This window comes from Ruegeria sp. CDSA021 (genome assembly GCF_059612325.1).
Genome location: NZ_JBXWQJ010000007.1, coordinates 193,257 through 213,649, shown reverse-complemented (window position 1 = coordinate 213,649; position 20,393 = coordinate 193,257). Strand labels below are relative to the sequence as shown.

Annotated in this window: 18 protein-coding genes; 11 read left to right on the top strand and 7 right to left on the bottom strand. The window is 58.2% G+C overall.

The annotated features are described in order from the left end of the window. Window positions 1–112: 112 nt before the first annotated feature. Window positions 113–946, top strand: coding sequence for an AraC family transcriptional regulator (locus AC2FLD_RS11885; protein ID WP_496669366.1), 834 nt, complete (start codon window positions 113–115; stop codon window positions 944–946). 39 nt (window positions 947–985) lie between these two features. On the opposite strand, the gene AC2FLD_RS11880 is transcribed toward AC2FLD_RS11885, so the two are convergent. The 4 genes from AC2FLD_RS11880 to xrtT form a co-directional block, all read right to left on the bottom strand. Further along, complete coding sequence (locus AC2FLD_RS11880; protein WP_496669367.1) at window positions 986–2,569, bottom strand: ATP-binding protein; 1,584 nt, start codon at window positions 2,567–2,569, stop codon at window positions 986–988. Continuing rightward, on the bottom strand, window positions 2,557–3,282 hold the full coding sequence (locus AC2FLD_RS11875) for a response regulator transcription factor (protein WP_496669369.1): 726 nt from the start codon (window positions 3,280–3,282) through the stop codon (window positions 2,557–2,559). The genes AC2FLD_RS11880 and AC2FLD_RS11875 overlap by 13 nt, the downstream gene beginning before the upstream one ends. Before the next feature lie 123 nt (window positions 3,283–3,405). After that, complete coding sequence (locus AC2FLD_RS11870) at window positions 3,406–5,499, bottom strand: VIT and vWA domain-containing protein (protein WP_496669371.1); 2,094 nt, start codon at window positions 5,497–5,499, stop codon at window positions 3,406–3,408. Beyond that, entirely contained in the window at window positions 5,496–6,944 is a 1,449-nt protein-coding gene (xrtT, locus tag AC2FLD_RS11865) for an exosortase T (RefSeq protein ID WP_496669373.1), read from the bottom strand. The genes AC2FLD_RS11870 and xrtT overlap by 4 nt, the downstream gene beginning before the upstream one ends. 428 nt (window positions 6,945–7,372) lie before the next feature. Between xrtT and AC2FLD_RS11860 the strand changes: the two genes are divergently transcribed. Then, complete coding sequence (locus AC2FLD_RS11860; protein ID WP_496669375.1) at window positions 7,373–7,816, top strand: hypothetical protein; 444 nt, start codon at window positions 7,373–7,375, stop codon at window positions 7,814–7,816. A 212-nt stretch (window positions 7,817–8,028) separates the two neighbouring features. Beyond that, a complete protein-coding gene (gene rpsD, locus AC2FLD_RS11855; RefSeq protein WP_050604847.1) occupies window positions 8,029–8,649 on the top strand; it encodes a 30S ribosomal protein S4 in 621 nt (206 codons plus the stop codon). 55 nt (window positions 8,650–8,704) lie between these two features. Here the strand turns inward: rpsD and AC2FLD_RS11850 are convergent, their stop codons facing one another. After that, entirely contained in the window at window positions 8,705–9,607 is a 903-nt protein-coding gene (locus AC2FLD_RS11850) for an AraC family transcriptional regulator (protein WP_496669377.1), read from the bottom strand. Window positions 9,608–9,753: 146 nt separating this feature from the next. Here AC2FLD_RS11850 and AC2FLD_RS11845 point away from each other — a divergent pair, with 146 nt between their 5' ends. After that, entirely contained in the window at window positions 9,754–10,578 is an 825-nt protein-coding gene (locus AC2FLD_RS11845) for an SDR family oxidoreductase (protein ID WP_496669378.1), read from the top strand. Window positions 10,579–10,581: 3 nt separating this feature from the next. On the opposite strand, the gene AC2FLD_RS11840 is transcribed toward AC2FLD_RS11845, so the two are convergent. After that, entirely contained in the window at window positions 10,582–11,043 is a 462-nt protein-coding gene (locus AC2FLD_RS11840) for an Lrp/AsnC family transcriptional regulator (protein WP_050604844.1), read from the bottom strand. A 102-nt stretch (window positions 11,044–11,145) separates the two neighbouring features. Between AC2FLD_RS11840 and AC2FLD_RS11835 the strand changes: the two genes are divergently transcribed. From AC2FLD_RS11835 to AC2FLD_RS11820, 4 genes are all read left to right on the top strand, one after another. Beyond that, window positions 11,146–12,561: an aminotransferase class V-fold PLP-dependent enzyme gene (locus tag AC2FLD_RS11835; RefSeq protein ID WP_496669380.1), complete on the top strand. Its 1,416-nt coding sequence runs from the start codon at window positions 11,146–11,148 to the stop codon at window positions 12,559–12,561. Between the two features lie 64 nt (window positions 12,562–12,625). Further along, on the top strand, window positions 12,626–13,711 hold the full coding sequence (hisC, locus tag AC2FLD_RS11830) for a histidinol-phosphate transaminase (RefSeq protein ID WP_496669382.1): 1,086 nt from the start codon (window positions 12,626–12,628) through the stop codon (window positions 13,709–13,711). After that, a complete protein-coding gene (locus AC2FLD_RS11825; RefSeq protein ID WP_496669384.1) occupies window positions 13,708–14,628 on the top strand; it encodes a prephenate/arogenate dehydrogenase family protein in 921 nt (306 codons plus the stop codon). The genes hisC and AC2FLD_RS11825 overlap by 4 nt, the downstream gene beginning before the upstream one ends. Beyond that, window positions 14,625–15,428, top strand: a complete 804-nt coding sequence (locus tag AC2FLD_RS11820; RefSeq protein WP_496669386.1) for an extensin-like domain-containing protein — start codon at window positions 14,625–14,627, stop codon at window positions 15,426–15,428. Before AC2FLD_RS11825 ends, AC2FLD_RS11820 begins: the two co-directional genes overlap by 4 nt. Here AC2FLD_RS11820 and AC2FLD_RS11815 read toward each other — a convergent pair. Continuing rightward, window positions 15,425–16,426: a DUF2125 domain-containing protein gene (locus tag AC2FLD_RS11815; RefSeq protein ID WP_496669388.1), complete on the bottom strand. Its 1,002-nt coding sequence runs from the start codon at window positions 16,424–16,426 to the stop codon at window positions 15,425–15,427. The two genes, AC2FLD_RS11820 and AC2FLD_RS11815, sit on opposite strands and share 4 nt — an antisense overlap. Window positions 16,427–16,493: 67 nt before the next feature. Here AC2FLD_RS11815 and AC2FLD_RS11810 point away from each other — a divergent pair, with 67 nt between their 5' ends. The 3 genes from AC2FLD_RS11810 (at window position 16,494) to AC2FLD_RS11800 (ending at window position 20,018) form a co-directional block, all read left to right on the top strand. Beyond that, window positions 16,494–17,024 carry a gamma-glutamylcyclotransferase gene (locus tag AC2FLD_RS11810; RefSeq protein WP_496669390.1) on the top strand — a complete coding sequence of 177 codons (531 nt, stop codon included), beginning with the start codon at window positions 16,494–16,496 and terminating at the stop codon, window positions 17,022–17,024. Window positions 17,025–17,093: 69 nt separating this feature from the next. After that, on the top strand, window positions 17,094–18,272 hold the full coding sequence (locus AC2FLD_RS11805) for a biopolymer transporter ExbB (protein ID WP_496669392.1): 1,179 nt from the start codon (window positions 17,094–17,096) through the stop codon (window positions 18,270–18,272). A gap of 3 nt (window positions 18,273–18,275) precedes the next feature. After that, window positions 18,276–20,018, top strand: a complete 1,743-nt coding sequence (locus AC2FLD_RS11800) for a peptidoglycan -binding protein (RefSeq protein ID WP_496669394.1) — start codon at window positions 18,276–18,278, stop codon at window positions 20,016–20,018. The last annotated feature ends 375 nt before the right edge of the window (window positions 20,019–20,393 follow it).

Sequence of the window (20,393 nt, the reverse complement as noted above, 5' to 3'; positions counted from 1 at the left end):
CAACGCGGAAGTTCCCTGCTATATGGCCTGAGGTTGCCCGGGATGCAACTCAGCAAGATTTGTGTGCTGTGGATGTGCGACCACGATTGAGCAAAGAGAAGGAAGGACACCAATGGCCACCAGCTACGAAGACCGCGTGCTGCGCGTTTTGGCATACATCCACGACAACCCGGCCAGGGACCTGTCACTGGATGCTTTGGCTGACGTGGCCGCCATGTCCCGGTTTCACTGGCACCGGGTGTTTCGCGCCCTGACCGGTGAAACCTGTGCCCAGGCGGTTCGGCGCATACGTCTGCACCAGGCGGCCACATGGCTGGTACGGTCAGACAAGGCGATCTCTGATATCGCCCTGTCTGTCGGTTATCCCAATCCAAGTTCTTTTGCGCGCGCCTTTTCCGAGGCTTATGGCAGCACCCCCGCTGCCTTTTGCAAGGCGGGTCAATTTCGACCCGCTCATCCAGATTTCAAAACCGGAGGATACCCAATGCATCCCGTTACAATCCGTAAAGAACCCGCCCGCCGCGTTGCCGCGCTACCCCACAAGGGGGCGTATTCCGAGATTGGCAAAAGCTTTGAAGCGTTTGGTGCCCTGTGCGAATCCCGCCGGCTTTGGCCGCAGGTTGGGCCTGTTCTGGCGTTGTACCTCGACAGCCCTGATGACGTGCCCGAGGATCAACTGCGCAGCTATGCCGGGGCAGAGTTTCGAGGCGATACGACCCCTGAAGACATGGACGAACTGTCGATCCCGGGCGGGAAAACGGCTGTGTTGACGTATAAGGGGTCGTATTCCGGGATCGCGGCTGCCTATCACAGCCTGTTCGGCAACTGGCTTCCTGAGTCGGATGAAGAGCCCGCAGATGAGCCTTGTTACGAAATTTACCTCAATGACCCGCGCGAAACAGCGCCCGAGGATCTGCTGACCGAGATTTGCTTGCCTTTGAAGTGATCCCAAACCAACCGGGCAGGGCGCGTCCGGGTCCTGCCCCTAGCTCTCGTGAGCACCTTCGGACCAATCGATCTGAAACAGCGCACCTTGTTGCGAGGGCAGGCAGCGTATCTGGGCTTGGGCCTGTTCCAGCACGGCGGCAACGATGGCTAGACCCATTCCGGTGCCGCCGGCATCGCGCCGTGTTGTAAAGAACGGCTGTGTAATTCTTTCACTGTTTCGGCTGGATACACCGCTGCCATCGTCCTGGATGCGCAGTGCGATGGGGTTTTCCTCGAACGTGATATCCACTCGCGTGGCCCCATGCTGCTGCGCATTTTGCAGCAGATGATGCAGCATGATCAGCCCCTGATCTTGTGACAAGGGCAGGTCGATGTCTTCAGGTGCTTTCAGGTCGACGTTCAGCCTCGGAAACTCGTGTGCGGCCTCAGTTATCAGGTCGACCAGCGAAGTATGTGATCCATCTGCCTGAATCGAGGCGCGGGCCAAATCCCGCAGGCGGTCTAGCAAAGTGGTCATACGCAGGCTTTCCGCCTGAATGTTTGACACCAATTTGCGTTGCCGATCAGCGGGAGCGTTGGGCGGGGTGTCCGCCAAAAGCTCTGCCGCGCCGAGGATCGCCGTGACCGGAGACTTCAGCTCATGCGTGACGTGGTTTGTATAGGTTTCGATCGCAGTGGATCGGTCCGAGAGAGTCGAGGCCATCGAAACGACGCTGTTGCCCAACTCGGCAAGCTCGCGCACACCATAATGCGGAACCGGGTCGGGCACGGGCTTGAGGCCACTTGCAACATCCCGACTTTGCGTACTGAGGTCGCGGATTGGTTTGGAAATCAACCGCCACATCAGGCCACCGACCAGCGCGGCGGACAGCACCATGAACGCCGTCACATAGCCTAGCGTATAACGCTCCTGAAACAGGAACTTGCCCAAGTCCATCGGGGTTCTGGACAGGTAAACCGCTCCGATCACCCGATCCGCAACCACCACCGGATGCGCCACAAACACCCGATATGAGGTGTCGCGGCTGATCGAGTTCAGCAGATGCCGGTTCGACTGATCCGCACGATAGCGCAGCAGGGTAACCGTTTCCCCCTGCAAGGCACGCGCAACTTCGGGCACATGGGCCAGCGAGCCAGCACCTTCGCCGCTGCTGGCTACGATCAGTCCTGCGTGATCCAGCAACAGATAGCCGGTCAACGTGGTCTTCTTGGTCAAAGTTGCCAGGTCGGACAAAGACTGCGCGATCTTTTCGTAGGGCGCGCCGATGCCCGTATCTACGACAACCGGATCGGGTCTGGGATCCGAGACCTGGCCACGAAACAAGTCCAGCCGGGGTGGAATGGGGTGATAGACCTGACTGCGATGCGCGATCTGTTCGTCGGACAGGGGGTAGCCCAGGGTGGGCTCGGTCTGCTGCTCGGCAAAAGCTGCGGCGTACACTTCAGCCAATAGGGCTGCCTGCGCCAACAGGCTACGTTCCGTATCCCGAACAAACTGGTTGCTCGACAATCGCGCGCCCAATACGCCGACGATCGGCAGGGTCACAAGCGCCAGGCAAACAAGACCAATGACCAGCGCCAAAGAGGGCCGCCATTTCTGCCGGACCTTCAGCACCGGCATTTGCCGAGTTTCACACCGACCCCATGCACTGTCTGGATAAGGTCGGGGTATCCTAACGCGCGCGCCTTTTGGCGGATATTGCGAATATGACTGTCGACCGTGCGCCCGGACAGATAGGTGTTTTGCCCATAGACCAGCTTGATCAAGTGCGACCGCGAATAGACCCGATCGGGTGATTTCACCAAGACGGACAGCACGGAAAACTCGATCCCGGTCAGTTGCACTTCAACCTCTGCCAATGTGCAGCGATGGGCGTTTTCGTCCAACGCGACATCTTGAAACCGGATCGATGTCGGGGCCTGCACTGATGCGGCAGATCGGGCGAGGATCGCCTTGATGCGCAGAACCAGCTCTCGCGGGCTGAAAGGCTTGGTGACATAATCATCCCCGCCAAGCTGAAATCCGAGGATACGGTCAATCTCGTCATCGCGGGCGGTCAGAAAAAGAACCGGGACATCCGATGTGCGTCGCAGTTCCTTGCAGGTCTCCAACCCGTCCATATCCGGCATCCCGATATCCAGAACCACCAGATCGGCCTTGCTGCCCTGCAACCGGTTCAGCGCTTCCAGCCCGGTCGCGGCTTCGGCGGTTGTAAAGCCTGAATCCTCCAGCGCAAACCGCACCACGTCGCGGATACGGGCGTCGTCATCTGCAATCAGGATATGATGGGTCATGGTGGTTTGTCGCGGGCTTTGCAAAGGGTTCCAGTTCACAGATCACACTGTCCTCGGGATGGTCAAGTAAGGCGTTGGTTCGGTTGCAGCCCTGCGGCCTGTACCATCTGATTTCATCGTCCAGCCACCAGCAATCCGTCCTCAGCTTATAGGGTAGAGCGCTCAAATCGACACCTTCCGACTGCGCGACAGGCGCAGCACGCCCAGAGCCAGCAGGATCACCATTCCGAACAGGGTTTGCGGTTCTGGGGTTGAAGATCCGCTGAAGCTCGTTTGCGGATAAGCGTGCGCGGTTACACCCGCCACCTGCGGCAGGGCAACAGAGATCGGCCTGGCCTGCATCCCGCTATCATTTACAATGGTCTTGGAGACGGCCACAAACGAAGTGTACCGGGTTTGCAGGCTGAACCTCAGGCCCAGATCCGTGATCCGCTCTTCCATGTCTGTTGAATCTCCGTCCTGTACGGCCATCGCTCTGTCCAGATCGGCAATTTTGGTGCGGGCCCAGGTCAGCGGAATCGCGGCGCTGCCGTTGCCCGTTGTGTCGTTTTCACTCGGCAGCGTAACAGCCAATGGCATACTGGCTTTGCACCCCTGTACCCGCCCGTCAACCAAGACTTCCGCAGGCCCGCCGCCGGTATACCGCGCCATCACCCGAACCGAACCACCGTCAAACAGGTCGGGAATGCGCTGAGGCACAACATCCGAAACTTCCAGATCACCCCAATCGACCGAAATATCGGTCAGCACCGGAGATTTCAGATCCCGCGCCAGTGTCTCTGCGACATCTGATGCTTCTTCGGTCGGATCAACATAGCGCGCATAGCCGCGCCCTTCCTCGGCCATGGCATCCAGCAGATATCGGTTCACCGCCGTGCCGACGCCAAAGGCATAGATGCGCGCCTCTCCGATCTGGCTGCGAATCCTATGCAGCACGCGTGCTTCATTGCCGATGTAGCCATCGCTCAGAAATACCACGATGCGCAGGGTATTGTTCGGTTGGCTCGCGGCGAAGGCGTGACGTATTGCGTTGTCGATTTCGGTGCCGCCCCCTGCCTTCAGATTGCGAACGTAGCGCTGCCCAGCCGCAATATTGCGCTGCGTTGCGGGCACGGCATCCGCAGCGAAGTCAGACGGGGCCGAGGCAAACCGAATGACCCTGAAATAGTCCTGCGGGCGCAAACCCTTTAGCGCGGCCTTCATGAACCGTTTGCTCGCGTTCAGCGGTTCACCACTCATCGACCCCGACGTGTCGAGCACAAAGATCAACTCGCGGGCTGCAATCTGGTCCGGTTCGGGCATAGACGGGGGTTCGATCAGCAGCGAGACAAACCCGCCCCTTGCATCGTGATGCGACAGCACACCGGCGGTCGTGTCCGCGCCGCCCAGAACATAGCGCAGAACCACATCGCGATTGTCGATCACACGCCCTTTGGCAAACCGTGCCGTCCAAGTTGCGCTATTCTGCGCGATGGTCAGATCATGTGTTGCGCTTTGCAGGTCCGAGACAGGCACAGCGGCCTTCAACGTCAGATCCAGAGAGACGCGCGCCGGGTCGATGGTATCCGGGATTGTCAGGCCAAACACCGGCGGATAATCGGGCAACTCTGCGACGGTCCAACCATCAACCTGTGTGGTGGTCCGGGTGCTGGGCATCTCAGGCTCCGCGTCCGCCATGGCGGCATTCAGCATAGCCTCATCTCCTTGAGGTACTCCTTGATAGCGAGGGCCGACAATCAGAGGCAGCACCAGTTCATACGCTCCGTCGATCTTGGGCACAGGTTGTACATAGCTCAGCGTCACCGTGATGGGCTGGCCAGGCATCAGATTGGCGATGTTCTGGGTGAACATGTTGGGGCGGTGCTGGGTCAGCAGGGCTGCGGCCTTGCCTTCCTGCTTGGCTGCTTCGAAGGTAGCCTCGGCATCGTCCTTCTGTTTGATCTGCGCCTCGACCACTTCCTCACCCACTTGCATCTGCATGGCGTAAACAGCGGCGTTCTGGTTGAGCGGGAACAGGTATTCAGCCGACATGGGCAAATCCGTAGGGTTGGCAAAGACCTGCCGGACATGAACCGTTGCCACGTCGCCCTGAATGTCGACATCCATGTCCGATTTCAGCAACGGCAGATCAACCTCACCGGACTCGGTTGCACCGATAACGCGTCCTGCGAAGTCCTCAGGCGTCTGTGCATAAAGTGCGGTTCCCCAAAGGCCGGGCAGGATCAATAGTACCGTACAGAATGTCAGTCGTTTCATATGTCTGTTCCCTCATTTTTTTGAATGTCCATGGCGACCAGCGCCGCTGCGTTCAGTTCGGCGGTAAGGCCGGGATCCAGCGTCCAGGGGGTAATGCGTTGCACGCTGCTCCAGGTGCCGCCTGTTCCGATCAGCCAGCGCCAGATGGCCTCGCCAACGCTGGGCGTGACTTGCCCGGATTGCGAAACATAGCTGACAGCCACTCGCCATATGTCCCCGTCCGGCCCGATCGCTTGGTAATAAGCGCTGGGCGTGCCCTCATGCCGGGTGCCCAGAAATCGCACTTTGTATCCCAGCCCCCGCAGGCAGATTTCAGGCGCGTGAAGGTGGCGCAGTGGTGCCCGTGTGCTGACCACGTTGACCCCCAGTGGACCGAACCGGGCTTTTTTTGCTGCGCCGCCATAGGTTTCGAAATAAGCGACCTCCAGCGGTTCCAACGGTACTTCGCGGGCCAGAAACCCGTGAATCTGAGAAGGCAGAGCCGGGCTTTCGACCGTTCCTGACACATCAACGGGATCAGGGCTGAGCGAAACAATGGCAAGGCTCGCACCCAGGCAGGCGAAGCCGACCGGCCAACTGGCATGTTTGGGCACTATGCCACTATTGATTGGCGCCCTTTGCACATTCCGGCTGCGCGGGCGGTAGAAAAGGGCAAAGGGCAGGATCGTGAGGCACAGGGTCGTCAGGCCGATCAGCGAATGCAGGGGCTCGGCCATCACATTCAGATCATTGACCAGACCTATAGCCAGCAATGAGATGCGCAGGCTGTTTCCCAGCGCTGCAAATCCGGCCACGGCCAGCAGGGCCAGACAAGCCGTCTGCCATCGTGGGCGCATGATCGCGTTCTGCGTCACCACAAAGGCCAGTGCCAGCAACAACCCTGACGCACCGGAACAGGGCAAATCCACCAGAATGTCTCGTTGATCCAGAGTGATGTGAACGCCTTCGCACAGCACGTCCGGGAACACACCCTTCAGCATCATGCAGGACAGGCTCGCCGAGATCATCTGCAGTGGAAATCCCAAGGTGCGTTGCAGAACCACCTCAGTGGGCAGGGCAAATAGAAACAGCGCGGCCATCCAGACCGGCGACAGGGCAAAAGGTCTGAGGTTCAGTCGCAACAATAAAGTCAGGGCAAACACGTCAACGGCCAGAGCAAGGGCGCTGAGAATATTGACGGCCATCATCTGACCCAGAAGTCGGATCAATGCCGCAAGAAACAACAAGGCTAGAACCGGGGTTCTGCCAGTCCCCACCGTCGGTCTACCACTGCGCAAGCTGGTCCAGGCAAGGCCCATGATCAACAGGACATAGAGATAACCATACGACCTGTAGGCTGGGCTGATCCAGCTTTGAACCAGCCACATCACAGGATGCGCTGCGAGAATGACCGAGGACCCAGCCAGTGCGAGCCACGATAGTGGGATGGAAGAAATCTTGTTCATGCCGCCAGACTGACGCGCCTATGCGCAGTTCACCTGTCGCATTTGTGCAGAATTTGATGAGACACCTGATCAGCGCGTAAAGTCATCTCACCGGGAAGGTCGGCCCGAAACAGGCTGGTGTCGCGGGGGGCAACCCAAGCGTAGATCACTTGGAAAATTGTGATGACTCACATCAGGGCAGTCTGCACTGACCGCGGTGCCAATGAGTGCCAGTTGTATTTTTGATGGATTTTTGAGTTCCAAAAGCAAAGGACGCGATTGGACCGAAGTCTCTGGTGTTTCCGGGAAACTTCAGGATTCATTCACGGGTTTGTGATTCAGATGTGCAACATTCTCGTGAATGCTTCATTTCCGTCTCTTTTCCGTCGAAATTTGTGCTGATAAGCGTGGGATAAAGTGTTGGGGTGGTAAATAGTGCGAGTGGGCAGATGAGAGCCGGAGCAAACGGTCATATAGCCATTACATGGTGTCAAACGGAGATTGACGGGCTTGAGGATGCACCTTTGGCCTGTTTGGCTGTTGGGGCCGCATGGTCATGGCGCGGTCAGGCTATTGTCCTGAATGCAGCAGTCGAACAAAGTGTTGGGCAGATGGGCGGCGGTCGCAGTGTCGTTAGCCGGGTCGATAGTCATTTCCCGGTGGTGCGTGAAATATCAGGTCCTGTGACCGGTGCTATGACCCTGACCAACGGAGCGCAAACGTTTTCCGCCAGTTTGATCCTCGACGGGGACGATAGAACGCCCACCCTTGTGTTCGAGTCGACATGCCCGCCGCGAGATGAAGATTTCTGGATCGTCGAAGTGACCGATCTGGTCTCTACCCTTAATCCGGTTGTTGAAAACAGCGCTACTGTTATCTCTTTCCCGGTTTGAGCCTGGCGTTTTGCCCGAACTGGCAATTTCCCGATCAAAACTGAAAGCCCTGTGGAATGCTGTGTTGACTCTGCCAGTTCTGCGGATATAAGCGCGGCTTCATTGGTGTTGGTGGCCCTCGCAAGGGGATGCCTGTCATGGGGGAAACCTCAAGAGGACAACGCCCTTCATAGTGGCCCTTTAGGCCTCGACCTAAACGAAGGAGATCAGCCGTGACCAAACGCACGTCTGCCAAGCACAAAATCGACCGCCGTATGGGCGAAAACATCTGGGGTCGTCCGAAATCCCCGGTCAACCGCCGCGAATATGGCCCCGGCCAGCATGGCCAGCGCCGCAAGGGCAAACTGTCCGATTTCGGTATCCAGTTGCGCGCCAAGCAGAAGCTGAAAGGCTACTATGGCGACCTGACCGAAAAGCAGTTTCGCCGCATCTATTCCGAAGCCGAACGTGTCTCTGGTGACACTGGTGAAAACCTGGTTGGTCTGCTGGAGCGCCGTCTGGACGCTGTTGTTTACCGCGCCAAGTTCGTTGCAACCGTATTTGCCGCGCGTCAGTTCGTTAACCACGGCCACGTCAAAGTGAACGGCAAGCGGGTTAACATCCCCAGCTACCGCGTCAAAGAAGGCGACGTGATCGAAGTACGCGACAAGTCCAAGCAACTGGCCGTTGTTCTGGAAGCCGCTGCTCTGGCCGAGCGCGATGTTCCTGACTACATCGACGCCGACCACTCGAAAATGACCGCCACTTTCGTGCGCGCCCCGGGCCTGAGCGATGTGCCTTACCCGGTCGTCATGGAACCGAACCTGGTCGTCGAATTCTACGCGAAGAACTAATCTTCGCCGACATACAGATTTACGAGGCCGCGCAATTTGCGCGGCCTTTTCTTGTTCAGGCTACACTTTTTGTTCCGATATCCTGTCGCGGAGATACGCCAAATTTGCGTGAATACTCGCGGCTGAACTGGGTCGGGCTTTCATATCCCACGTCAAAGGCCGCTTGCGACACACTGAGCGAGCCGTGAGACAGCAGTCGGCGCGCCTCCAGCAATCTGAGTTCTTTTTGATATTGTAGTGGTGACTTGGCGGTCACCTCTTTGAAATGCGTGTGAAAGGCGGAAAGGCTCATGCCCGCAGTTTGCGCAAGCTTGGATACGGGCAACGAGGTTCTAAAACCCGTCTGGATAACGTCAATGACCCGTGCGATCCGGCTGGCTGCACTGTCGCGCCATAACATTTGCCGCAGCATCCCGCCGTGATCGGCCTGTAGCAATCTATAATGGATCTCGCGGCTGATCATCGGGGCCAAGACCTTTGCGTCGGTCGGGTTCTGGCAGACGCGAAACAGGCGGGTCATAGCATCGATCAGATCGGGTGAGGCTTGGGATGCGGCCAGGCTATGCGCCGTTTCGATTTGGCCAGAGGCGGATTCAACCTCATCATAAAGGCTGCGCAACGTGGGCAAATTGAGTGAAAGGACGAGACTGACATAGGGTTTTTGACGGCTCGCTTCGGTGACGGCTGCCATAACGGGGACTGAATGGCTGACGATCAGCGAGTCTCCGGCCCCGAAATGGACCAGCCGGTTGCCGATACGTGTTTCTTTCTTTCCTTGTAGAACCAGGCAGACAATAGGTTCATAAACCTGTGCATCTATGGACTTGGTTTTGACATCATGCAGAAGCGCAAAACCTTCGAGCGCAGTCGGATAAAATGGTGCTTCTTCCGCTTTCCCTTCCACAAGTCCGCAGATATCCGTGATTAGCTCGGATTGGTTCAGGTTGGTCGCTCTCATGTGTTTAGCATATTGAACGGAATACTTGGCGAATAGCGGAATCCCTGATGTTCGGAGAATTAGGCAAGATTTGAGGAGAAATCGGCAGGCGTGGAATAGAAGGACAACTTATCTCACGGGCAGGCTAATCATTTCGGAGAAAGACCATGGCACAGACCATCCTCATCACCGGCGCGTCGTCCGGCATCGGAAAAGTCACGGCTCAGCTGTTTCAGAAGCAGGGCTGGAATGTCATTGCTACCATGCGCAGCCCCGAGAAAGAAGCAGAGCTTGCACCGTTAAAAAATGTCCTGGTGACCCGTCTGGACGTCACCGACGAAGAGTCCATCGGCTCAGCCGTAGCGGAAGGGATCGCGCGATTCGGCCAGATCGATGTCCTGCTGAACAATGCAGGCTACGGGGCCTATGGACCTTTGGAAGCCTTCCCTATGGAGCGCATTCGCCGTCAATTCGACACCAATGTCGTCGGCTTGCTGGCGGTAACCAAAGCCGTTCTGCCACATATGCGAGCCAATGGCTCGGGGTGCATCGTCAACATTTCATCCATCGGCGGGCAGATCACCTTCCCGCTTGGGGCGCTGTATCACGGCACAAAATTCGCGGTCGAAGGTCTGTCAGAGTCGCTGCACTACGAACTCGCTGCGGCTGGCATCAAGGTCAAGATTGTCGAGCCTGGAATGATCGCCACAGACTTCGGTGGCCGCTCGTTCGATTTCGTTAATGACGAAAACATGACCGAATATCAGCCTGTGGTTCAGGCCCTGTTCGGCGCCTGGGGCTCTGAAGAAATGGCGTCGCGCGCTTCGCCGCCCAGCGTTGTAGCCGAGGTGATCTGGGGGGCAGTGACGGATGGCACCGACACATTGCGGTATCGTGCGGGCGCGGATGCGGTTGAGTATCTCGACAACCGCAAAGCCTTGGACGACGCCACCTTTATCGGCGGTATGAAATCGATGCTCGGGCTGGACTAAGGTCTAAATCGGCAGCGGTCGCCCTTCGGCGATCGCTTCCATCGCGAAATACGAGGTCACGCTGTCCAGTTCGACCTTTTCGATCAGGCGTTGGTAGACTTTGTCATAGGAGGCCATGTCCTCGGTGACGACTTTCAACTGATAATCGTAATCACCGCCGATCCGGTGAAAATCCACGACTTCGGGGATTGTCAGAACATGGCTTCGGAACGCCTGAAGCCATTCGGCCGAATGATGCCGCGTGCGCAACATGACAAAGACCACAAGGCTCAACCCCAGTTTTTCACGTGCGATACGGGCAGTGGATCCAATCAGGACGCCATTTTCGTTCAAGGCCTTCAAGCGCCGCCAGCAGGCATTTTGTGACAGGCCAACACGATCCGCCAATTCACGCTGAGACAAGGTGGCATCCTTTTGAAGCTCTTTTAGAATGCTTGTGTCAATTTGATCTAGTTTTGATGTCATATCTGATCATATGACACAAAAATTTTGAAATCCAAGCAAAGATAGAGGAAGTTTCCGCATGGCTAATAAATCACATTGATAGGGCAGTTAGGAGCCAATGACATGACCCTGTCCAATTTTCGTGCGGAACTCCGTTCCACCACTCTCAATTCAAACCTGCGCGATGGGCTGATCGGAGAGAATGTTCTGATCCCGGGTCTGCATGGGGACGTACCGCTTGTTTATGCGGATTACGTCGCCTCGGGCCGTGCGCTGCGGCAGGTCGAAGACTTTGTCGCGCAACAGGTGTTGCCGTTTTACGCCAACAGCCACACCGAGGCCTCCTATTGCGGATCTTACATGACACGTCTGCGCCGTGAAGCGCGCGAAGAGATAACCCGCCTTGTTGGCGCGAGGGGAGAAGACGCGGTGATCTTCACCGGGTCCGGTGCCACGGCGGGGCTCAACCGGTTGGTCAGTCTGCTAGGGGTGGCAGAGGCTGACCAGCCGGTTGTTTTGATCGGTCCGTACGAGCATCATTCAAACATTCTGCCATGGCGTGAGAGCAAGGCGCAGGTGATCGAAATCCCCGAAGCCGAGGGTGGAGGTGTCGATCTGCAAGCGCTGAAAGGCGCGTTGGAAACGCATGCAGATGCTGATCTGCTGATCGGGTCCTTTTCAGCGGCATCCAACGTGACTGGCATTATCACCGATCCTGATCCGGTGACACGAATGCTCAAGGCGTATGGTGCGCTGGCCGTTTGGGATTATGCCGGGGGCGGGCCGTACCTGCCGATGGATATGGGGACTGCGGATGCGCGCAAGGATGCCATCGTGGTTTCCCCACATAAATTCCCCGGTGGTCCGGGCGCGTCGGGCGTTTTGATAGTGAACCAGTCTGCCGTACAGCGGGACTGCCCCAGCTGGCCTGGTGGCGGCACCGTCAGTTTCGTATCGCCCTGGCGCCACGACTACAGCGCCGATCTGTCAACTCGGGAAGAGGCGGGAACGCCCAACGTGATCGGAGACATTCGCGCGGCGCTGGCTTTCATCGTGAAGGATGTCGTCGGAACGGAGGAAATTGCCCGGCGCGAGGCGCAATTCAATCAGATGGCTCTGGAGGGGTGGAAAGACAACCCGAACCTGACCTTGCTTGGGGTCGATAACCCGCATCGATTGCCGATCTTCTCTTTCCTTGTCCGCGACAATTCCGGCCAACCCGTGCATCAGCAACTGTTCACTCGGATGCTCAGCGACATCTACGGCATTCAGGCGCGGGGTGGTTGCGCCTGCGCGGGGCCCTACGCGCATCGCTTGCTGGGCATTGATCGGGCGACGTCAGAAGAACTGCACGCGGCCTTGTCTACCGGGGAAGAGATGAAAAAGCCCGGCTGGGTGCGGCTGAACTTCTCGTATCTGATGAGCGAGGAAACGGTTCAGTTCATCATCGACAGCGTTAATGACTTGTCCCGCAGAACCGAAGAGTTCGTGCCCTATTACTATGCCGACCCGGCGACTGCGCGCTTCAAAGCCGCATGATGGAATTGCTGCTTTTCTCAACCCGTTGAGACAGGTATGAGAGGCCCATTCAACGGAGCCTCTCATGACCAAGATCACCCCACAACCCGGCATTATGGACATCGCGCTCTATCAGGGCGGGCAGTCGCATGTGGCCGGTGTGGAGCATGTGATCAAGCTGAGTTCGAACGAAAACCCGTTCGGGCCAAGCCCTAAGGCAATTGAGGCGGTGCGCAACAGCGCGGCCACTTTGCATCGTTATCCCAGCACGGATCACGCAAGCCTGCGCGTGGCCATCGGCGCACGTCACGGGCTGGACCCAGCGCGGATTATCTGTGGTGTCGGCAGTGATGAAGTGCTGCAATTCATCGCGCAGGCCTATGCGGGGCCGGGGGATGAGGTGATCTATACCGAGCATGGGTTTTCGATGTACCCGATCATTGCCCGCATGGCTGGCGCGACGCCGGTCATGGTGTCCGAGCGTGACCGCAAGGTGGATGTGGATGCCATTCTGGCCGCTGTAACGGGGCAGACGCGGATCGTGTTTGTCACAAATCCCGGCAATCCGACCTCGACCATGATCTCGAATGATGAGCTGGAGCGTCTAGCGCAGGTCCTGCCCGAAACCTGCCTGATGGTTCTGGATGGCGCTTATGCCGAATTTGTTGACGGGTTCGATGGTGGGGCATCGCTGGTTGACGCCCATGAGAATGTAATCATGACGCGCACCTTCTCGAAAGTGTATGGGCTGGGCGGCATGCGGGTTGGCTGGGGCTATGCGCATCAACCGATCATTGACGTTCTGAACCGGGTGCGCCAACCCTTCAACCTGTCACTGACCGCTCTGGCCGCGGCGGAGGCTGCGGTGAACGATGTGGAGTTTCTGTCTTTTTGCCAATCTGAAAACGCACGGCTGCGTGTGTGGCTGTCGGACGAATTGGCCAAGATCGGTGTGCCCTCGGACCCGTCCTGCACCAACTTCATCCTCGCACGTTTCGCAGACAGGGCCGAGGCCGAAGCCTGCGATGACTACCTCAAATCACAGGGTTTGATTGTACGCCGGGTTGCAGGCTACAACCTGCCCAACGCCTTGCGGATCACCGTGGGTGACGAAGAAGCCTGCCGCCGTGTGGTTGCGGCGATCACTGCATTTAAGAAGGGCGCAGCATGAGCCAGATTTACGACCGTGTTGCGCTGATCGGGCTGGGCCTGATTGCTTCGTCCATGTTCTGGGCGATCAAACGAGCAGGTCTGGCCGGGGAAGTGACAGGCTATGCCCGGTCTGAGGCCACTCGGGACACCGCGCGTAGGATTGGGCTGTGCGACCGCGTTTGCGATACCGCGCAAGAGGCCGTTGAAGGGGCCGATCTGGTTGTCCTCTGTGTCCCCGTCGGGGCCATGGGTGCCGTGGCAAAAGACATTGCGCCCGTTTTGAAACCCGGTGCGACCGTGTCGGATGTTGGCTCGGTCAAACGTCATGTCATTCAGGCGGTTCAGCCGCATATCCCAGCCGGCGTGCACTTTATTCCCGCGCACCCACTGGCAGGGACCGAGCATTCCGGCCCGGAATCGGGTTTCGCCGAGCTGTTCGACAACCGCTGGTGCCTGCTGGTCCCGGTCGAGAACTCGGACCCAGAGGCGATTGCCCGCCTACGCGCTTTGTGGGAAGGCATGGGGTCAAATGTCGATGAGATGGACGCAGATCACCATGATTTGGTGCTGGCGGTGACCTCTCATGCACCGCACCTGATTGCCTACACGATGGTTGGCGTGGCAGATGACCTGCGACGCGTAACCGACAGTGAGGTCATAAAATATTCGGCGGCCGGTTTTCGGGATTTCACCCGCATCGCAGCATCCGACCCGACCATGTGGCGTGATGTGTTCCTGTCCAACAAAGACGCGACGCTGGAAATTTTGGGCCGCTTCACCGAAGAGCTGTTCGCTTTGCAACGGGCTATCCGGACCGGCGACGGAGAGCATTTGTTTGACTACTTCACCCGGACCCGTGCTATTCGTCGCGGCATCATTGATGCGGGGCAGGATACGGATGCTCCGGATTTCGGACGCGGGAAGGCAGGTTCATGAAGCTGCGCTGGGGGCATGTTCTGATCGGGGTTTTGGCCATTGGAGCCATGACGTCACAGGCCGCGCCTCTGGACCGGTCCTTGCTGCCCCTGACGCGTCCGGCGCTGGATCAGGTCACCAAACCTGCCGCTGCTCTACCCCCGTTGCGCCCCGTAACACGCCCAGTTTTGCCGCAGGTCACAGCTGCGGCGGTGCGCCCGTCAGCTGTGCCGCTCAGACCTTTGATGCGGCCTGAATGGCTGGAGCAAGAGGTGCTGTTCAAGAAACGTAAGCTGCGCAAAAGCTCGGTCTGCGGTGACATCGCCATTCAAGGTAAACCAGTGGGCCGGGTCGGCAGCAAGAATTCAGCCTGCGGTGTCAAGGAAGCGGTGCAGGTCACCTCGGTCTCGGGTGTAGCGCTCAGCCGTCCGTCGACTATGGATTGCGGCACGGCGATCGCGTTGAACAATTGGGTCGACAAGACGGTCAAACCCACCTTCAAACGCCGCGGCCCCGTGGTTGAGTTGAACGTGGCGGCCCATTACGCCTGTCGGACCCGCAACAACCGCAAGGGAGCGCGGATATCCGAGCACGGCAAAGGGCGGGCAATTGATATCTCGGGCTTCAAGATGGCCGATGGTGAGATGGTGACGGTACTGAAAGGCTGGCGTAAGAACCCTTCGCAAAAGCAACTCAAGAAGATCTGGCGTGGGGCGTGCGGGCCTTTTGGCACTGTATTGGGGCCGAATTCAGACCGCTATCACAAGGATCATTTCCATCTGGACACGGCCCGCTATCGCAGCGGCGCTTACTGCCGCTAGCGCAAGATCAAGCGCGGGGCAGGGCCTAATGGCAAAGGTCCAAGGGCCACAAATCCATCCCGGAAGTTCAGCTGCAGGTCCAGCGCGTTGGGGTTTCCACCCAGTCCTGCCAGAAAATTCAGTGCTCGGGTCACAGGATCTACCGCCTGATCGGGCAGGGCGCCTGCCGCGTTGGCCATGGCGATCATGTCCCGCCAGTTTTCCGCTTTGACCGCGATTTCACCCGTTGGAATACCCTGCGCATCCACATCCAAACTGCCGGTCGCGAATAACCTGAGCTCTCCCCACTTGGCCTCGGCAAGGACAAGGTCGATCCTGACTGGCTGAGGTCGACCCTGTTCCAGCGCGGACCGGTCCCAGGGTTTATCGAAGGTCGCGACCATGTCCAGTTCCAGCGTGTCAAACGCCTGCGGCAGTGAGGTGGCGGATTTCATCAGGTTTCGCAGGTCATCGCCGGGGGTAAAACCATCCACACGAACAGCCATGTTATAAGCTTCGGGTGTGGCGGTTTGTTCCATCAACAGCTCTAACGTTCCGCCCGCGGCCAGTGCCTGCGAGTTCTCGGTGATGGACCAGGGGCCTGCGGTCAGCGCCATTTTTTCCAGAACCAGCGCCACGCCCGGCCGCAATTGCAAGTGCGCCTGCAATGCGTCTGCTTCGATCGTTGCAGTCTGGTCGAAATAAGACAGGCGCTGCGGTGTATCGGCAAAGCGCAAGATCTGACGCCCCGGCCAGATCGCGGGGCTTTCGAATTCGATCCAGTCCGCGCTCCAGGCTGTTCCGGTTGCCGGGTCTGCAAGGGCCGGATTGATCAACCGCGTCATGTGGTGGGTCGGATAGCCTGCCGTGGCAACGTCCGAGAAGTCCGCTTGCCAGCCCAGGTCTTGCTGCTGGTCGAACCAGCCGGTGATGGCATTGCGCAGTCCATATCCGGCAATGAACCAATAGGCGCTCCACAGAGCGGTGATAACGATGAACACTCGTAATAGACGGCGCATGAGCTTTGGCCCTTTTTCCTGCCTCGGAATTGATGTTTATAGGCCGAAACAGGCAAGGACCAGTGCAATGACGATGTGGGTATTCGGATATGGATCGCTGTTGTGGAATCCGGGCTTTCCGGTGGCGCGCAGCGAACGCGCAACGTTGCACGGGTTTGCCCGATCCTTCTGCATGAGCTCGATCCACCACCGCGGAACCGAGGAAAAACCGGGCCTGGTGCTGGCGCTGGATAAACAACTGAACGCGCATTGCACCGGTCTGGCGCTGGCGGTCGAGACAGGTCATGAAGACCGCACCCTGCACGAGCTGCGCGAACGCGAGTTGATTTCCTCGGCGTATGTCGAACGCATGCTGGATGTGCATCTGGAAAACGGCGACATCGTAAATGCCGTGACTTATGTGATCGACGTAGACCACGTCCAGTATTGCGGTGGGATGCCGTTGGAGGACCAGGCCCAGATCATCGCCCTCGCGGTCGGCGGGCGCGGTCCGAATGACGAATACCTTTATAACACCGCCGAACATCTGGCCGAGATCGGCCTGCGCGACCCCGATCTTGAGTGGTTGGCGCAACGGGTCCGCAGTATCACCGCATAAACTCTTGGCGTCACGAGCAGAATTTCGCTAGTTTCGACGCAGAGCAGGCAAATACCGGGAACCACGCGCATGGCGCAGGCACATCAGGGCGCGAGACCCCATTTCTCGCATCCAACTCGACAGATATTGTTGATGTTGATGGCGATCGGCCTGTCCGGGCTGGGGGTGTTTCTGGCGCTGCCATACGTCATGCCAGTTTTCTTCGCTAATCCGTACTTGAACGGGTTCATCCTGATGGTGTTCGTGATCGGCGTCTTGGCCTGTTTCTATCAGGTGACGCAACTGATCGGTTCTGTACGCTGGATCGAAGCTTTTGTCGGCGGCGTTGTTCGCGAAGATGCCCGTACACCTCAATTGTTGGCGCCTTTGGCTTCACTGCTGCGCGAACGGGGCGCTCGGTCGCAAATCAGTTCCTCGTCTACCCGTTCCATTCTGGATTCCGTAGCCGAGCGGGTCGAGGAAGAGCGGGAAATCACCCGCTATATCACCAATGTGCTGATCTATCTGGGTCTTTTGGGCACATTCTTCGGTCTGGCGACAACCGTTCCGGCCATTGTCGACACTATCCGTAGTCTGAACCCGCAGGAAGGTGAAGAAGGTCTGGCCGTCTTCAACCGGTTGATGACCGGGCTTGAGGCGCAGTTGCAGGGGATGGGCGTTGCATTCGGATCATCTCTGCTGGGTTTGGCCGGATCGCTTATTGTTGGTCTGCTGGAAGTATTTGCGGGTCACGGGCAAAACCGCTTCTATCGCGAGCTCGAAGAATGGCTGTCCTCAATCACGCGCGTGGGATTTGCCGGTGGCGAAGAGGGGGGCGCTGAAATCGCAGTGCTTACTCCTGTTCTGGACGCCATGTCCGAACAGATGGATGCCCTGCAGAATCTGTTTTCAGCTCAGGAAAGCGAGCGGGCAGAGGTTTCGGCCAAACTTGGGCAACTGGTCGATGTGATTGGTGAGATGAACAATCGCCAGGCCAATTCCGAAAGTGTCACCTCGGCGTTGGAACGCGTGGCTCTTGGGCAGGACGCGCTGTTGGATCACATGCGCGAACACGGCGCGGGAGAGGGTATCGACGCCGAAAGTCGGATGCGCCTGCGTTCTATGGACGTGCAACTGCTGCGCATTCTCGAAGAGATTTCGGCGGGTCGACAAGAAAGCATGAACGAATTCCGCAAGGATATCGAACTGCTGGTCAAGGCCCTGACCCTACCGCGCGACGCAGTGCGCACCACGCCGGAAGGAGAGTAACCCATGGCGCTGTCCCGCCGCACCGGTCAACGGTTCCAGGGCTCGGTCTGGCCCGGATTCGTGGATGCGATGACGGGGCTTTTGATGGTGCTGACCTTTGTCCTGACCATCTTCATGGTGATCCAGTTTGTGCTGCGTGAAACCATCTCGGGGCAGGAAGACGAACTGACCACATTGGCGGACGAAGTTGCAGCGCTTGCTGGTGCGCTGGGATTGGAAGAGCGTGAAAACAGCCGGTTGCAGGCCCGCCTTGGGGCATTGAACACGACCCTGTCGCAGGCCGAAGACGATCTGGCTCAGGCGCAATCGTTGATCGCTTCGCTGTCCACCGAGCGCGACCGTCAGGCCGCCGCGCTGGATCAGGCGCAGACGCAGATCACAAACTTCGAGGCGCAGGTTGCCGCCTTGTTGGCCGAACAGGAACGGGCGCTGGGCGATATCGCGGCGTTGGAGACGCAGCGCGAACAACTGCTGACCGAGCAAGAAGCGCTAAATCTCGCTCTGGCCCAAAGCCGTGACGAAATCGATGCGCAGACCGAAGCTGCCCGACTGGCTGCCGCGCGCCGTGAAGCTCTGGAAGCACTGGTCGCAGATCTGGAGCAAAGTGGTGAGGACCGGGCTGCGGAAATCACGGCCCTTAAACAGCAATTAAGCGATGAGGAAGCCGCCCGTCTGGCCGAAGCTGCTGCTGCTGAGGCATTGCGAAACCGCCTTCAGGATGCAGATGCCGAGCTGACGGCCATGACATTGGCATTGGAAGCGCAACGCAAAGAGGCCGAAGACACGCTGACCCTTCTGGCCGCCGCACAAGCCGCGCAGGCCGAGCTGGAACGCCGGTTCGGTGACGTGAATCCGGGTGAATTGAAGACTCAGCTAGAAGCCGCATTGCAGGCACAGACGCAAGCGCAGGCGGATGCTGCGGAACAGCGTACTTTGGCTGATCAGCGCCAGGCCCTTCTGGCCCTGGCTGAGTCGACGCTGTCGAATGAGAAAGAAATTTCGGCCGAGGCGCAGCGTGAGGCGGCCTTGTTGAACCAACAAATCGCCGCCCTGCGCGGGCAGTTGGGGTCGTTGCAGGCATTGCTTGATGATTTTGAAGAACGCAACGCTGTCGCCGAAGTGCAGATCCAAACATTGGGGCAGGATCTGAACGCGGCGCTGGCCCGTGCCGCATCTGAAGAGCGCAGGCGCCGCTTGCTGGAAGAAGCTGAACGTCTGCGCCTTGAGGCCGAGGCTGAAGAGTTGGCCGGTCAGAATGAGGAACTGGCGGCGCAGGCGGAAGACCTGCAACGTTATCGCTCGGAGTTCTTTGGTCGTTTGCGGGATGTTCTTGGCGATCAGGAAGGCGTGCGGATTGAAGGCGACCGGTTCGTGTTTTCGTCCGAAGTTCTGTTCCCAACGGGGTCAGCGGTGTTATCTGCAGAAGGACGCCAGGAAGTTGCCAAGGTTGCCAACATCCTGCGTAGCGTTGCGGCTGAGATACCGACCGGCCTCAATTGGGTGATCCGGGTCGACGGTCACACCGACAACGTTCCGCTGGCAGGAAATGGCCGGTATCGCGACAACTGGGAACTCAGCCAGGGCCGAGCGCTGTCGGTTGTGCGCTATATGGTTGATGCGCTGGATATCCCGCCCAACCGTCTGGCGGCCAACGGGTTTGGTGAGTTCCAGCCGGTCAATCCGGCTGACACGCCCGAGGCCCGTGCGCAAAACCGACGGATCGAGTTGAAACTGACCGAACGGTGATCCCGCCGACCCGTGACCTAAACTGTTTATTTTAAAAGATTTTAATTTTGGGCCAGATGAATTGCGGCAGCCGCACCCTATATCATAACCATAGGTTGATTGGGGCTGTGCGTGAAAGACAGGACAACAGATTTACACATAGCAGTCGATATCGCTCTGCAAGGCCCCCACCAGCGTGTGACATTGTGCCAGGCCAGGCGAGGGGTCAGGTTTTGGCTTAAACGGGTCGAACGCTTCGCACCTCATCTCTGGCTGGTTAAGGGAAAGCCTGAACAAGCATTCGAACGTGACCGATCATCCCACCAATTCTTGTGGAAATACGGCGCACCGGTTCCCAGAATTTTAGCTGAAGGCAAAGGGTATATTGCCATCGAA